The following is a 13,356-nucleotide window of genomic DNA, read 5'->3' as shown; positions in this document are numbered from 1 at the left end:
GAACCGATCAGCCGCCGAGCAGCTGACGCTGCCGGCGGCTCGTCAGCGCCGCCAGCCACGCGACGAATCGGTCGACATGATCCAGCCGCCGCGTCTCGCGGTGGGTCGATAGCCAGAACGAGCGGCGGATCGTCACCTCCGGCAGCACGGGCTCGAGCGAATCGTCGGCGTCGCCGATGAACCGCGGCAGCACGCCGATGCCGGCCCCCGAGGCGATCATCCGATATTGCGCATTAATGCTGCTGGATCGCAGCGCCGGCTCGATCCCCGGCGCGATCTCGCCCAGATAGTCGAGCTCTGGCGCGTAGAGGAAGTCGGGGATGTAGCCGACCAGCGGGTGCCGCCGGAGATCGGCCGCTTCGGCGATGGCGGTTGCCTCCGCCAGATATGACGAAGCGGCGTAGAGGCGAAGCGCATAGTCGCTGAGCTTGCGGGTCACGAGCGGCCCGCGCCGCGGCCGGGCGAGCAGGATCGCCACGTCGGTCTCGCGCTTCGACGGGCTCAGGAACCCGCTCGTCGCCACCAGATCGACCTGCACGTTCGGATGTTCGCGAGCGAACGCGCCGATGTGATGCGCGATGAACCAGGTCCCGAACCCCTCGGTCGCGCTCACCCGCAGGATCGCCCGCGGCGCCTCCGCCGCCGTCCCGAGCGCCCCCGCCGTTCGCTCCACCGCCTCAGCGTCGGCGAGCAGCCGCCGCCCCGCCTCGGTCAGCCGCGGCCCGGCGCGCTCGCGGACCAGCAAAGTCTGTCCGACCGCTTTCTCCAACCGCTGGACGCGCCGGCTGACGGTGGTGGGGTCCATCCCCAGCTCGCCCGCGGCGCGCGAGACCAGCCCCGCGCGAGCGAGGACGAGGAAGATGCGCAGGTCGTCCCAGTTCATGAACCTGCGGATATGCAGGTCAAGGCTGCACGTCGAGGGCTTGCCTCGCTTCGGTGAGAGGCCCAAACGCCCCGCCAACGAAGACGAGAGGACCAGCGCGATGCGCCAGATCGACCATTACATCGCCGGCGGCGGCGCGGGGACCAGCACCCGTAAGGGCGACGTCTTCGATCCCAACACCGGTCAGGTCCAGGCGCAGGTGACGCTCGGCGTCCAGGCCGATCTCGCCCGCGCCGTCGCCGCCGCGCAGACGGCGCAGCCCGGCTGGGCCGCGACCAACCCGCAGCGCCGCGCCCGCGTCATGTTCAACTTCAAGGCGCTGGTCGAAGCCAACATGGAGGAGCTGGCGCACACGCTCAGCTCCGAACACGGCAAGGTCATCGCCGACGCCAAGGGCGACATTCAGCGCGGGCTCGAGGTGATCGAGTTCTGCTGCGGCATCCCGCATGTGCTGAAGGGCGAATATACCCAGGGAGCGGGTCCGGGGATCGACGTCTATTCGATGCGCCAGCCGCTCGGCATCGGCGCGGGCATCACCCCGTTCAACTTCCCCGGTATGATCCCCCTGTGGATGTCGGGTGTCGCGATCGCGACCGGCAACGCCTTCATCCTCAAGCCTTCCGAGCGTGATCCGTCGGTGCCTGTCCGGCTCGCCGAGCTGTTCCGCGAGGCCGGGCTGCCGGAGGGCATTCTCCAGGTCGTCCACGGCGACAAGGAGATGGTCGACGCGATCCTCGATCATCCGGCGATCTCGGCGGTGAGCTTCGTCGGCTCCTCCGACATCGCGCACTACGTCTATCGCCGCGGCGTCGAGGCGGGGAAGCGCGTCCAGGCGATGGGCGGCGCGAAGAACCACGGCATCGTCATGCCCGACGCCGATCTCGACCAGGTGGTCGCGGATCTCTCGGGCGCGGCGTTCGGCTCGGCGGGCGAGCGCTGCATGGCGCTGCCGGTCGTCGTGCCGGTCGGCGAGAAGACCGCGGTCGCGCTGCGCGAGAAGCTGATCCCCGCGATCGAGGCGCTGCGCGTCGGCGTCTCCACCGACGCCGAGGCGCATTATGGCCCGGTCGTCACCGCGATCCACAAGAAGCGGATCGAGGACTGGATCCAGACCGGAGTCGACGAGGGCGCCGAGCTGGTCGTCGACGGCCGCGAGTTCGAGTTGCAGGGGCACGAGCAAGGCTTCTTCGTCGGCCCGACCCTGTTCGATCACGTCACCACCGAGATGAGCGCGTACAAGGAGGAGATCTTCGGCCCGGTCCTCCAGATCGTCCGCGCCGACGATTTCGAGCATGCCGTCCGGCTGCCGAGCGAGCATCAGTACGGCAACGGCGTCGCGATCTTCACCCGCAACGGCCACGCCGCGCGCGAGTTCGCGGCGCGGGTCAATGTCGCGATGGTCGGGATCAACGTGCCGATCCCCGTCCCCGTCGCCTACCACACCTTCGGCGGCTGGAAGCGCAGCGCGTTCGGCGACACCAACCAGCACGGCATGGAGGGCGTGAAGTTCTGGACCAAGGTCAAGACCATCACCCAGCGGTGGCCCGACGGCTCACCCGACGGCGGCAACGCCTTCGTCATCCCGACGATGGGGTGAGTGACGACGAGAAGGAGCGATCAGCATGACCACAATCTCCGTAGAAATTGCCGAGGTTCCTCACGGGCATGGTCTCTCTTTCAAGAAAGGAATTGCCGACGCCGTGCTAGGTCTTGCGAGCCGCGAGAGCGAGATCAAGCACGGGCACAATAGGAGTTACAGGCGCGGCTACGCTCTCGGCGAACAGCTTGTGGTTGCCGTGGCTGAAGAAGTGAAAGAGTAGCCGGCGGCCATGACCACCCAATTTGACCTCACCGACGACCAGCGCGAGGTTCAGGAGCTCGCGCGCCGCTTCACCGCCGATCGCATTACGCCGTTCGCGGCGGAATGGGACGAGACGCACCACTATCCCGTGGACGTGTGGAAAGCGGCGGGCGAGCTCGGTTTCGGTTCGATCTATGTCGCCGAGGAATCCGGCGGGATCGGGCTCGGCCGGCTTGAGGCGGCGCTGATCATGGAGGCGATGGCCTATGGCTGTCCCGCCACGTCCGCGTTTATCTCGATCCACAACATGGCGACGTGGATGATCGAGCGGTTCGGCGGGCAGGAGATCAATGACCGGTTCCTCCCCGATCTCGTCGGCATGCAAAAGATCGCCAGCTACTGCCTGACCGAGCCGGGATCGGGCTCCGACGCAGCCGCGCTCAAGACCTGGGCGCGGCGCGACGGCGACGATTACGTGCTCAACGGCACCAAGCAGTTCATCTCCGGCGCGGGCTATAACGACCTCTACGTCGTCATGGTCCGCACCGGCGAGGAGAAGTCGAAGGGCATTAGCTGCCTGGTGGTCGAAAACGGCACGCCCGGTCTCTCGTTCGGCGCGCCCGAGAGGAAGCTGGGCTGGAACGCCAGTCCCACGGCGCAGGTGATCTTCGAGGATTGCCGCGTACCCGCCGCCAACCTGATCGGCGCAGAAGGCGCAGGGTTCGGGATCGCGATGGCGGGGCTGGACGGCGGGCGGCTCAACATCGGCGCCTGCTCGCTCGGCGGGGCGCAGCGCTGCCTCGACGAATCGATCCGCTACACCAAGGAGCGTCAGCAGTTCGGCCAGCCGGTCGCGGAGTTCCAGAACACGCAGTTCACGCTCGCCGACATGGCGACCGACCTCGAGGCGGCGCGTGCGCTCCTCTATCTCGCCGCGGCCAAGGTCAACGACAACGCCCCCGACAAATCGCGCTTCTCGGCGATGGCGAAGCGGCTGGCGACCGACAACGGATCGTCGATCGTCGACCGCGCGCTCCAGCTCCACGGCGGCTACGGTTACCTCCGCGACTATCCGATCGAGCGCTTCTGGCGCGACCTGCGCGTACATTCGATCCTTGAGGGGACCAATCAGGTGATGCGGATGATCGTCGGCCGCGAGCTGACGCGGCAGTAATCGCGGGGAAGCGAGATGACCGGAGACCTGATCGTCACGACCGACGGCCCCGTCGGCCGCATTCGCCTCAACCGGCCGAAGGCGCTCCACGCCCTCAACACCGCGATGTGCGAGGGCGTGCTGGAGGCGCTGGAAGCGTGGCGGGGCGACGATGCGGTGCGCTGCGTCGTGATTGACCATGCCGAAGGCCGTGGCTTCTGCGCCGGCGGTGACATCCGCATGCTCGCGGAGAGTGGGGCGAAAGACGGCGCGGAAGCCCGCCAGTTCTTCCATACCGAATACCGGATGAACCACCGGCTGTTCACCTACGTCAAGGACACGGTCGCCTTCATGGACGGCGTCACGATGGGCGGCGGCGTGGGCATCAGCCAGCCGTGCCGCTTCCGCGTCGCGACCGAGAACACGAAGCTGGCGATGCCAGAGACCGGGATCGGGCTGTTCCCCGACGTCGGGGGCGGCTGGTATCTGTCGCGGCTACCCGGGCGGATCGGCGAGTATCTGGCGCTGACCGGACACCGGCTCGACGGCGCGGAGTGCCGGGCGCTCGGGCTGGCGACGCACTTCATCCCGGCGGCCGAGCTCGAAGGCGTCAAGCATCGGCTGATCGCCAGCGACGGCGACGTCGAGACGATCCTGTCCACCGCCGCGTCGGCGACCGACCGGCCGAACATCCTCGATCATCAATCCGATATCGATCGGCTGTTCGCGTCCGATCGGCTTGAGGATGTCTTCGCCGCGCTCGAAGCCGATGGCGGCGCCTTCGCGACCGCGACTCTGGCGACGCTGCGCACCAAGTCGCCGCAGACGATGAAGGTCTCGCTCCGCCTGCTCGCCGACGGCGCGCAGATGGCGAGCTTCGCCGACGAGTTGCGCCAGGAATACGCCGTAGGCTCCCGCGTCGTGCAGCGCCACGACTTCCTGGAGGGCGTCCGCGCGGTGATCGTCGACAAGGACAATGCGCCCCGATGGGACCCGGCGACCCCGGAGGGCGTGAGCGACCACGTCATCGACCAGATCCTCGCTCCGCTTGCCGAAGCGGAAGCGTGGACGCCGCACGACTAGGAGAGCCGAATGACCGACTACGCCACCATCCTTGTCGAGCAGCGCGGCGCCGTGACGCTCGTCACGCTCAATCGTTCGCAGGCGCTTAACGCGCTCAACACCGACGTGCTCGCCGATCTTTCCGCCGCGTTCGGCGCCTATGACAAGGACACCGGCCAGCGCTGCCTGGTGCTGACCGGGGCGGGGGAGAAGGCGTTCGCGGCGGGCGCGGACATCAAGCAGATGTACGAGATGGAGGGGGCCGACTTCTTCCTGCGCGACTTCTTCTCTGGCTACCAGAGCGGCGTCGTCGCCACCCGCAAGCCGTGGATCGCCGCGGTCAACGGCTTCGCGCTGGGCGGCGGGTGCGAGCTCGCGATGATGGCGGACTTCATCTACGCCGCCGACACAGCCAAGTTCGGCCAGCCCGAGATCAAGCTCGGCGTCGCCCCCGGCATGGGCGGATCGCAGCGGCTGACCCGCGCCATCGGCAAGGCCAAGGCGATGGAGATGTGCCTGACCGGGCGGATGATGGCCGCCGACGAGGCCGAGCGCGCCGGGCTGGTCGCCAAGGTCGTTCCGCTCGCGTCGCTGCTCGAAGAGACGATGAAGACCGCAGAGACGATCGCCGCGATGCCGCCGATGGCCGCGATGGTGAACAAAGAGATGGTCAACACCGCGTTCGAGACGGGGCTCGCGCAGGGTATCGTCACCGAGCGCCGGCTGTTCCAGATCCTGACCGCGACCGAGGACAAGCGCGAGGGGATGGCGGCGTTCATCGAGAAGCGCGCGGGAGTCTGGAAGGGGCGGTAAACAATCAAGCCCCTCCCCTTCAGGGGAGGGGTTGAGGGGTGGAGACGTGCCGTCTTGACGAGACTCGGGCCTGCCGACTGCCCCACCCCAACCCCTCCCCTGAAGGGGAGGGGCTAACAAGGAGAGATTATGGCACGTGTCGCGTTCATCGGACTGGGCAACATGGGCGGCGGGATGGCCGCGAATCTGGCGAAGGCGGGACATGACGTCCGGGCCTTCGATCTCAGCGAGGCGGCGCTCGACGCCGCCAGATCCGCAGGCTGCCTGCCGGTCGCCGACGCCGCCGCGGCGGTCGAGGGGGCGGAGGCGATCGTCACCATGCTGCCCGCGGGCAAGCACGTCGAGCAAGTCTATACCGAGGCCGTCTTCCCCAACGCCGCGCCGTCGGCGGTGCTGATCGACTGCTCGACCATCGACGTCGCCACCGCCCGCAAGCTGGCCGAGCAGGCGACCGCCAAAGGGCTGCTCGCGGTCGACGCGCCGGTCTCGGGCGGGATCGCGGCGGCCAACGGCGGGACGCTGACCTTCATGGTCGGCGGCTCGAATGAGGCGTTCGGGCGGGCGCAGCCTTACCTCGAGCAGATGGGCAAGGCGGTGATCCACGCCGGCGCGAGCGGCGCGGGGCAGGTCGCCAAGATGTGCAACAACATGATCCTCGCCGCGACCATGACGGTCACCTGCGAGGCGTTCGCGATGGCTCAGAAGCTCGGGCTCGACCCGCAGGTGTTCTACGACATCTCCTCCAAGGCGACGGGGCAGAGCTGGTCGATGACGAGCTATTGCCCGGTCCCCGGCGTCGGCCCGGAGAGCCCGGCCGACCGCGACTATCGGGGCGGGTTTGCCGCGGCGCTGATGCTCAAGGACCTGCGCCTCGCGATGGCGGCGGCGGAGGAAGGCGGGGCGGTCGTCCCGACGGGGAAGAAGACGACCGAACTGTACCAGGCGTTCGTCGACGCCGGGCACGGCGGCGAGGACTTCTCGGGGATCATCCGGACGCTGAAGTAGCGCATACCTCCCCGGGACGGGGAGGAGCGCCGAAGGGCGCGGGTGGGGCAGCGGCAGGCGCGACGGTCGCGACGAAGCGACCCGCGGCTGCCCCACCCGCCACATTCGTGGCTCCTCCCCGTGCCGGGGAGGTATGGGTCACTTCTTCGCCTTGCCCGCGAACGTCACCAGGCTTTCGGCTCCGTCCGCCGCCACGGCCGACACGCCGAAATAATGGTCGTCCACCGGCACGTCCGTCGCCGTGAAGGTCGCCCCCGACACCTTCGCTGAGCCAGACCAGTCCTGCGTATCGGTCCGTCGCCAGCGGACGACATAGCCCGTCGCGCCCGGCGTCGGCTTCCACGCCACCACCGTATCGCGCGAAAGATCGCCTGAGACCGTCACCCCGTCCGGCGCAGCCGGAGCCGCCGCCAGCCTCGCCAAGGTCGCGACGTTGATCGCCGTCACCTTGGCCAGATAGTCGAAGTCCATGCCCGCCACGGTGTCGCCGATCGGGCCGGGCGTGGCGGGCAGGTCCTGGTGCTGGCGGTCCCAATTCTCCGCGCCGACGGTGAAGCGGACCGCGGGATAGCCTTCGCGCAGGAATGGCTCGTGATCGCCGCCGCGGCCGAAGCGGTCGGGGCGGCGGTCGACGAAGACGTCGAGGCCGCCGGGGATCGTCGCCGCGACGCCGTCGATCGCCTTGGCGAGCGCGCGGCTGGGGCCGTCGTCCTCGCCGCCGAGCCCGCGGCGGTCGGTGGCATCCGCCAGCGACTCGGACGCGCGGATGCCCTCGGAGAAGACCCGAACCCGGTCGGCGACGACGAAGCCATCCTGGCCGACCGAATTGCCGACGATGTCGTTGTTGAGCATCGCATCGACCTGCCAGCCGCGCGCCTTGGCGGTCTGCGCGAGGAGGGTCGCGCCCCATAGCCCCTGCTCCTCGGCGGAGAAGAGGACGTAGACGATCGTCGCGGCGAACTTCTCCTTCGAGAGGATGCGGGCGGTTTCGAGCACCAGCGCGCTGCCCGAGGCGTCGTCGTTCGCGCCGGGGGCGTCGGCGGTGGCGTTCATCACGTCGGTGACGCGGCTGTCGATGTGCCCGCCGACGATGACGTAACGGTTGGGGTCGGAGCCCTTCTGGATGCCGAGCACGTCCTCGACCACCACGCCGTCCGGCGCGCGCAGGCCGGTGAAGCGGCGGGCGAGGCGCTCGACGGTGATGCACCCGCCGCATTGCCTGGACAGCGTCGCGAACCGCTTCGCCGCCCAGCTCCGCGCCGCGCCGATCCCACGCTTGGGGTCGGTGGTGGAGGACAAGGTGTGGCGGGTGCCGAACGCCACCAGCGACTCGACGTCGGCGCGGAGGCGGGCGGGGGAGGGTGCCTCGCGGGCGAGCGCCGGGCCTGGGAGGGCAAGCGCAAGGAGCAGACCGGCCCGAAGTTTCCGAAGTTTCCGGGAAAACGACACATCCGGCGCCTTGCCCGAACGGCAACCCGACCGTCGCGCCGGCGCGACGCGGGTGGAGGCGAAGGAGACTGTGTTGCCCATGCGCCTACGTCAGCACGGCTGCTCCAACTTTGCTAGGGGCTGATCCGGGCTCGACCAGCGCCTCGCAACTGGGCCACGGCGCGCAGGCAGCCGCATGCATCCGAGGCGGACCCAGGCACAGGGCCGGGCGACGGTGGGGGATGCTCGATCGTCGGTGTTTGCGGACCGGCAGCTTTCGCGGCGCAACTCGACCGAACGCCTTGCGAGCCTAGAAGGTATAGCGAAGCGACACGCGCACCTGCCTCGGCTCGACCGGATGAAGGTGGTAATCGTCCATGCCGCCGCTCGGCTCGCCGGGCAAACGCGAAGTGTAGAAGTAAGTGATGTCATTATCCCGCGAACCAAGGACGTTGAGCAGATCGATGCCGAGCCTTGTCCTGCCGCACTGCCAGTAGCCACCGAGATTGATCAAGGTCGTTGGAGTCGAACGCGCGCTGTCGTCTTCGATCAGCGGCGCGGAACCGAAGTGGCGGAGCCGGAGCGAGCCCGACAGGCCGTGGCCGAGGTTAAGCGCGGCACCGGCGGAAAGCACATTGTCAACCGAGTTGGGGATGCGCGTCTGGCCGGGGGCGACGTCATGAAAACGGGCGTGGGTGAACGCCGCCGCACCGTCCAGCGTCAGCCAGTTGGTCGGACGCCAGAACATCGTTGCTTCGGTACCGTAGCGGCGGGTCGCTTCGTTCGGCTCGGTCGAACCTCCATCGCCTGAGAACACGAGCTCCGAATCCAGGCTCAGATAGTAGCCGACGATCGAGGCCGTGAAGCGCCGGTATTCCAATCGCGCACCCAACTCCGCGCCGCGCGCCTTGACCAGGACGGGCATCCGATCGACCGGCTCGCCCGTCTTCGGATCGAACCGGATGGTCGCGCCGCGGACGTCGTTGGAGTGGAAGCTCTCACCATAGTTTGCGTAGAGTTCAAGATGGTTGGTCGCACGCCATGCCAGCGCGGCCTTGGGCCCGAGAATGCCGTCCGATCCATCGCCCGAGTTCGCCGGGTTGGTCTCGCCACCCACGCTGTAGCCGTACAGATCGCCGCGAAGACCGAGCACCAGCCGTAACCGATCGGTGAGCGATGCCGCGCTCTCGACGTACAGCGCCCCGGAATATTCATCGACCTGATCCTGCCGGGTGGTACCGATACGGACGGCTCGGACCGTGTGATAAAGGCCGATCTTGCCGATGTGATCGTAACGCGCGTCGCCACCGACGGCGAAGGCCACCGGAACCCCGGCCACCGATGCGTCGATCGTGTGTCGCAGCGATCCGCCGAACACGCCGCGCTGGTCGCGCTGCTGGAACTCGTCGCCGTTGATCGGATCGTCGAGATAATAGGTGAAGTTCGAGGTTAACCAAAACCGGTAGTAGAGCGCGAACAGGTTAACTTCGGTGCTGCCGAACTTGCCGTTTCCGGTCAGACCCAGGCGAGTTGTCTCGCCCCCCAGATACGGGTCGATGTTGCCGTAACGTCCGATCAATCCAGCTTCGATTGCCCGCTGTGGCACCTGATCGGTCGCGTTCCAGGTCGCGTGGTAGCCGGACAAGCCAACATTCCAGGCATTGGTCGAGTATTTGACGAGCGCGTTCACCTTTTGGAGATTCTCGTCGAGCGTCCATGGGCCGTCCGAGAAGGTGCCGTCCAGCGCAACCAGCAGGTCTCCTGTGCTCAAGGAAGTACTGCCTGCCGCGAGCGCGCGGTAGTAGCCGAAGCTTCCCAATGTCACCTCGGCGAGCGGCGCGGCGAGCCGGCTTGCGGTGCTGAACTTGACCGTGCCGGCCGCGGAAAAGTCGCCGACGTCGGCGAAAAAAGGTCCTTTCCGGTAGTCGATCCGCTCGATGAGCTCAGGGATCAGGAAGTTCAGGTCCAGATAGCCCTGCCCATGGCCGTGCGTCCGCATGTTGATGGGGACGCCATCGACAAACCCGGCGAAGTCGGTGCCGTGATCGAGGTTGAAGCCGCGGAGGAAGTATTGATTGGCTTTGCCGGTACCCGAGTGCTGGGTCGCGATTACGCCAGGCACGTTCTCGACCAGCTCGCCGACGCGACTCAGCGGCTTGTCTTCGAAATCCCTATAACCGACCACGCCCTGGGACCCCGTTGTCGCAGTGCCAATCTGCGCGATGGCGCGGCCATAAACCACAACGTCGTCGGCCTTCGGATCCTTTAGCGCACTCTGATCCTCAACCGCCTGCGCTCCGGCGCTGAACGGCAACGCGAGCGCAAGGAGAACCATTCCCGCAAGACGTCCGAAGGAGCGCGAGACGCCTTCCCACACGGTGCCAACATCGCCTCATGATCCCTGCCGGCGAATACCGATCTCGCGGATGGGAGTTCCGGTCAAGGGCGCGGTGCGGGGTTGCTGTCGGGCGAGCGGCGCCTTTGCTGCATTTGCTCACCAGACGCGGAAAGGGCGGCCGCTGCCGGACCGCCCTCTCTGATCGTCGGATCGCCGTCACGGAGTAAATCCGTGACGTCGGTCGAGGCGGTGGAGCCGCCTCGCCGGCCGGCTCGACGCGAGTCCTGGAATAGCGTCCGCGATCCCAGGCCGCGTCAGCGCTAGCGCTTGCTGAACTGGAAGCTGCGGCGGGCCTTGGCGCGGCCGTACTTCTTGCGCTCGACCGTACGGCTGTCGCGGGTCAGGAAGCCCGCTGCCTTCACCGGAGCGCGGAGCGCCGGCTCGTACTTGGTCAGCGCCTGGCTGATGCCGTGCTTCACCGCGCCGGCCTGGCCCGAGAGGCCGCCGCCCTTGACGGTGCAGATCACGTCATACTGCCCCTCGCGCTCGGTGATGCCGAACACCTGGTTGATGACGAGGCGCAGCGTCGGGCGCGCGAAATAGACTTCCTGATCGCGGGTGTTGATCGTGATCTTGCCGGTGCCGGGCTTGAGCCAGACGCGCGCGACCGCGTCCTTGCGGCGGCCGGTCGCGTAGGCGCGGCCCTGCTTGTCGAGCTCCTGCGCCCGCAGCGGCGCACGCTGGACCGGCTCGTCGATCTGGCCCGAGAGATAGGCGTCGGCGCGCTCGTCGGAGGCTTCGACGGCGGTCTCGCGCTGCTGCTGGAGCGCGGCGCCGAGATCGGAGAGGGACTGGCGGTTGTCGGACATTTAGGCGCCCACCTTGTTCTTGCGGCTCATCGCCGCGATGTCGAGGACTTCGGGGTTCTGGGCTTCGTGCGGATGCTCGGACCCGGCGAAGATGCGCAGGTTGCGCATCTGCTCGCGGCCCAGCGGCCCGCGCGGGATCATCCGCTCGACGGCCTTCTCCAGCACGCGCTCGGGGAAGCGGCCTTCCAGCACCTTCTCGGCGGTGATGCTCTTGATGCCGCCGGCATAGCCGGTGTGCTTGTAATAGACCTTCTGACCCAGCTTGTTGCCGGTGAACCGCACCTTATCCGCGTTGATGACGATGACGTTGTCGCCGCAATCGACATGGGGGGTGAAGCTGGTCTTGTGCTTGCCGCGCAGCACGTTGGCGATCACCACCGCGGCGCGGCCGACCACCAGGTCGGTGGCGTCGACGATGTGCCACTTCTTCTCCACCTCGTGCGGCTTGGCCGACTTGGTGGTCTTCATCAGCGCCTTCATGGCTCTTTGGACCTCATGCAAAACGAAACGCGCCGATCCCGCGGGACCGGCGCCGTGGCGGCCGAATGCGACGGCGCAGGCAGAAAGTCAAGGTTCAGGCCGCTTTCGCGACGGGTAACGACGTACCCGGAGGCGGGTTACTCCGGCGCCGTCGCCTCGCTCACCCACTGAACCACCACGTCGGGCGCGGCGACCGGCCAGCTCTCGATCACGGGCAGGTCGTAGCCGTGGAGCTCGCCGATCCGCCGGGCGAGCGCGGCGGCGCGGGTCGGCAGCGTCTTGAACGTCGCCGAGATCTCGTGCGCGGTCTGCACCTCCTCCTCGAAACGGAAGATCGAGGCGCAGGGGACGAGGTTGACGCAGGCGGCCAGCCGCTCCTCGATCACCTGCTGCGCGACGCGCTCGGCTTCCTCGGCCTCGGCGAAGGTGACGTGGACGAGCGCGATCGTCATCGCCACGCCCCGATCGCGTGCGCGGCCCAGGCGGTGGCGATCACCAGCAGCGCGCCGGTCAGCTGATGGAGCGCCGCGAGCCAGATCGGCACCCCGGCCATCACCGTGGCGATGCCGAGCAGGATCTGCGTCCCCACGACCGCATGGATCGCGATCGAGGCGGGACGCGAGCCCGCCCGCCGGGCCTGACGGGCGAGGAGGACGACCATCGCCACGACCACCCACGCCCACCAGCGGTGGACGAAGTGGACGATCGCCGGGTCCGCGGTCAGCATCGCGCCCAGGCTCTCGCCCGACAGCGTCGGACCCGGGAAGAGGCGGCCGTTCATGAGCGGCCATTCGTTGGTCACCAGCCCCGCGCGCATCCCCGCGACGAGCGCGCCGAGCAGCAGCTGGACGAACAGCGCCGCGCCGGTCAGCGCCGCGATCGAGGTCAGCCGCGCGGGGCGGGCGTACGGATCGCGGTCGAGCGCGCGCAGGTCGAGCGCGGTCCAGACCACCCCCGCCAGCGTCACCAGCGCGGTCAGCAGATGCGCCGCGAGCATCGCGGGCGCGACCTCGGTCCGATCGGGTGCGAAGCCGGACTTGACCATGATCCAGCCGATCGCGCCTTGCAGGCCGCCGAGCGCGAGCAGCGCGACCAGCCGCCAGGCGTAGCCGCGCGGGATCTGCCGCCGGATCGCGAACCAGATCAGCGGCAGCGCGAAGACCGAGCCGATCAGCCGGGCGAGCAGCCGGTGGACATATTCCCAGAAGAAGACCGTCTTGAACCCGGCGAGCGTCATGCCGGCGTTGAGCGCTTCATATTGCGGGATGCGGCGATAGGCGGCGAACTCCGCCTGCCACTGCGCGTCGGTGAGCGGCGGGATCACGCCGGAGATCGGCTTCCACTCGGTGATCGACAGCCCCGATTCGGTCAGCCGCGTGACGCCGCCGACGACCACGATCGCGACGATCATCGCCGCCACGACGAACAACCAGCGGGACAGCGCGAGCGGGCGCGCGCGCGTCATGAACTGCGGACTGAGCTGGAGCATCCCCGCCCGATACGCTTCCGGGCCGCGAATGTCCA

13 protein-coding genes are annotated in these 13,356 nt (G+C 68.1%); 6 read left to right on the top strand and 7 right to left on the bottom strand.

Going from position 1 to position 13,356, the window contains the following annotated elements:
- Positions 1-7: 7 nt before the first annotated feature.
- On the bottom strand, positions 8-883 hold the full coding sequence (locus AC4GYY_RS05340; protein ID WP_491119177.1) for a LysR family transcriptional regulator: 876 nt from the start codon (positions 881-883) through the stop codon (positions 8-10).
- A 100-nt stretch (positions 884-983) separates the two neighbouring features.
- On the opposite strand from AC4GYY_RS05340, the gene AC4GYY_RS05335 reads away from it, so the two are divergent.
- The 6 genes from AC4GYY_RS05335 (at position 984) to mmsB (ending at position 6,717) form a co-directional block, all read left to right on the top strand.
- Entirely contained in the window at positions 984-2,480 is a 1,497-nt protein-coding gene (locus AC4GYY_RS05335; RefSeq protein ID WP_491119176.1) for a CoA-acylating methylmalonate-semialdehyde dehydrogenase, read from the top strand.
- A gap of 25 nt (positions 2,481-2,505) precedes the next feature.
- Positions 2,506-2,703: a hypothetical protein gene (locus AC4GYY_RS05330; protein ID WP_491119175.1), complete on the top strand. Its 198-nt coding sequence runs from the start codon at positions 2,506-2,508 to the stop codon at positions 2,701-2,703.
- Positions 2,704-2,712: 9 nt separating this feature from the next.
- Positions 2,713-3,858 carry an acyl-CoA dehydrogenase family protein gene (locus AC4GYY_RS05325; protein WP_491119174.1) on the top strand — a complete coding sequence of 382 codons (1,146 nt, stop codon included), beginning with the start codon at positions 2,713-2,715 and terminating at the stop codon, positions 3,856-3,858.
- Between the two features lie 15 nt (positions 3,859-3,873).
- A complete protein-coding gene (locus AC4GYY_RS05320) occupies positions 3,874-4,920 on the top strand; it encodes an enoyl-CoA hydratase/isomerase family protein (protein ID WP_491119173.1) in 1,047 nt (348 codons plus the stop codon).
- 9 nt (positions 4,921-4,929) lie between these two features.
- Entirely contained in the window at positions 4,930-5,712 is a 783-nt protein-coding gene (locus AC4GYY_RS05315) for an enoyl-CoA hydratase-related protein (RefSeq protein ID WP_491119172.1), read from the top strand.
- A gap of 129 nt (positions 5,713-5,841) precedes the next feature.
- On the top strand, positions 5,842-6,717 hold the full coding sequence (gene mmsB / locus AC4GYY_RS05310) for a 3-hydroxyisobutyrate dehydrogenase (protein WP_491119171.1): 876 nt from the start codon (positions 5,842-5,844) through the stop codon (positions 6,715-6,717).
- A 138-nt stretch (positions 6,718-6,855) separates the two neighbouring features.
- Here the strand turns inward: mmsB and AC4GYY_RS05305 are convergent, their stop codons facing one another.
- The 6 genes from AC4GYY_RS05305 to AC4GYY_RS05280 all read right to left on the bottom strand — a co-directional run bounded on the left by AC4GYY_RS05305 (position 6,856) and on the right by AC4GYY_RS05280 (position 13,321).
- On the bottom strand, positions 6,856-8,166 hold the full coding sequence (locus tag AC4GYY_RS05305) for a M20/M25/M40 family metallo-hydrolase (protein WP_491119170.1): 1,311 nt from the start codon (positions 8,164-8,166) through the stop codon (positions 6,856-6,858).
- Between the two features lie 289 nt (positions 8,167-8,455).
- Positions 8,456-10,522 (bottom strand): TonB-dependent receptor, encoded by a 2,067-nt coding sequence (locus AC4GYY_RS05300; RefSeq protein WP_491119169.1) that lies wholly within the window; start codon positions 10,520-10,522, stop codon positions 8,456-8,458.
- A gap of 281 nt (positions 10,523-10,803) precedes the next feature.
- Positions 10,804-11,352 (bottom strand): 30S ribosomal protein S9, encoded by a 549-nt coding sequence (rpsI, locus tag AC4GYY_RS05295; protein ID WP_491119168.1) that lies wholly within the window; start codon positions 11,350-11,352, stop codon positions 10,804-10,806.
- The gene (gene rplM / locus AC4GYY_RS05290) at positions 11,353-11,832 is read right to left on the bottom strand and encodes a 50S ribosomal protein L13 (protein ID WP_491119167.1); all 480 of its coding nucleotides are present in this window, start codon (positions 11,830-11,832) and stop codon (positions 11,353-11,355) included. It abuts the gene before it with no gap.
- A gap of 137 nt (positions 11,833-11,969) precedes the next feature.
- Complete coding sequence (cutA, locus tag AC4GYY_RS05285) at positions 11,970-12,284, bottom strand: divalent-cation tolerance protein CutA (RefSeq protein WP_491119166.1); 315 nt, start codon at positions 12,282-12,284, stop codon at positions 11,970-11,972.
- On the bottom strand, positions 12,281-13,321 hold the full coding sequence (locus AC4GYY_RS05280; protein WP_491119165.1) for a COX15/CtaA family protein: 1,041 nt from the start codon (positions 13,319-13,321) through the stop codon (positions 12,281-12,283). The genes cutA and AC4GYY_RS05280 overlap by 4 nt, the downstream gene beginning before the upstream one ends.
- Positions 13,322-13,356: the final 35 nt, after the last annotated feature.

This window comes from Sphingomonas sp. SP6 (assembly GCF_058313435.1).
Note: the sequence above shows the minus strand (reverse complement) of the source record. Positions and strands in the feature narration are given on the sequence as shown.

What these genes read in the sequence shown, in the direction of transcription:
- AC4GYY_RS05340 (WP_491119177.1), bottom strand. Translation starts at nt 883, where the DNA reads ATGAACTGGGACGACCTGCGCATCTTCCTCGTCCTCGCTCGCGCGGGG.
- AC4GYY_RS05335 (WP_491119176.1), top strand. Translation starts at nt 984, where the DNA reads ATGCGCCAGATCGACCATTACATCGCCGGCGGCGGCGCGGGGACCAGC.
- AC4GYY_RS05330 (WP_491119175.1), top strand. Translation starts at nt 2,506, where the DNA reads ATGACCACAATCTCCGTAGAAATTGCCGAGGTTCCTCACGGGCATGGT.
- AC4GYY_RS05325 (WP_491119174.1), top strand. Translation starts at nt 2,713, where the DNA reads ATGACCACCCAATTTGACCTCACCGACGACCAGCGCGAGGTTCAGGAG.
- AC4GYY_RS05320 (WP_491119173.1), top strand. Translation starts at nt 3,874, where the DNA reads ATGACCGGAGACCTGATCGTCACGACCGACGGCCCCGTCGGCCGCATT.
- AC4GYY_RS05315 (WP_491119172.1), top strand. Translation starts at nt 4,930, where the DNA reads ATGACCGACTACGCCACCATCCTTGTCGAGCAGCGCGGCGCCGTGACG.
- mmsB (WP_491119171.1), top strand. Translation starts at nt 5,842, where the DNA reads ATGGCACGTGTCGCGTTCATCGGACTGGGCAACATGGGCGGCGGGATG.
- rpsI (WP_491119168.1), bottom strand. Translation starts at nt 11,352, where the DNA reads ATGTCCGACAACCGCCAGTCCCTCTCCGATCTCGGCGCCGCGCTCCAG.
- rplM (WP_491119167.1), bottom strand. Translation starts at nt 11,832, where the DNA reads ATGAAGGCGCTGATGAAGACCACCAAGTCGGCCAAGCCGCACGAGGTG.
- cutA (WP_491119166.1), bottom strand. Translation starts at nt 12,284, where the DNA reads ATGACGATCGCGCTCGTCCACGTCACCTTCGCCGAGGCCGAGGAAGCC.
- AC4GYY_RS05280 (WP_491119165.1), bottom strand. Translation starts at nt 13,321, where the DNA reads ATGCTCCAGCTCAGTCCGCAGTTCATGACGCGCGCGCGCCCGCTCGCG.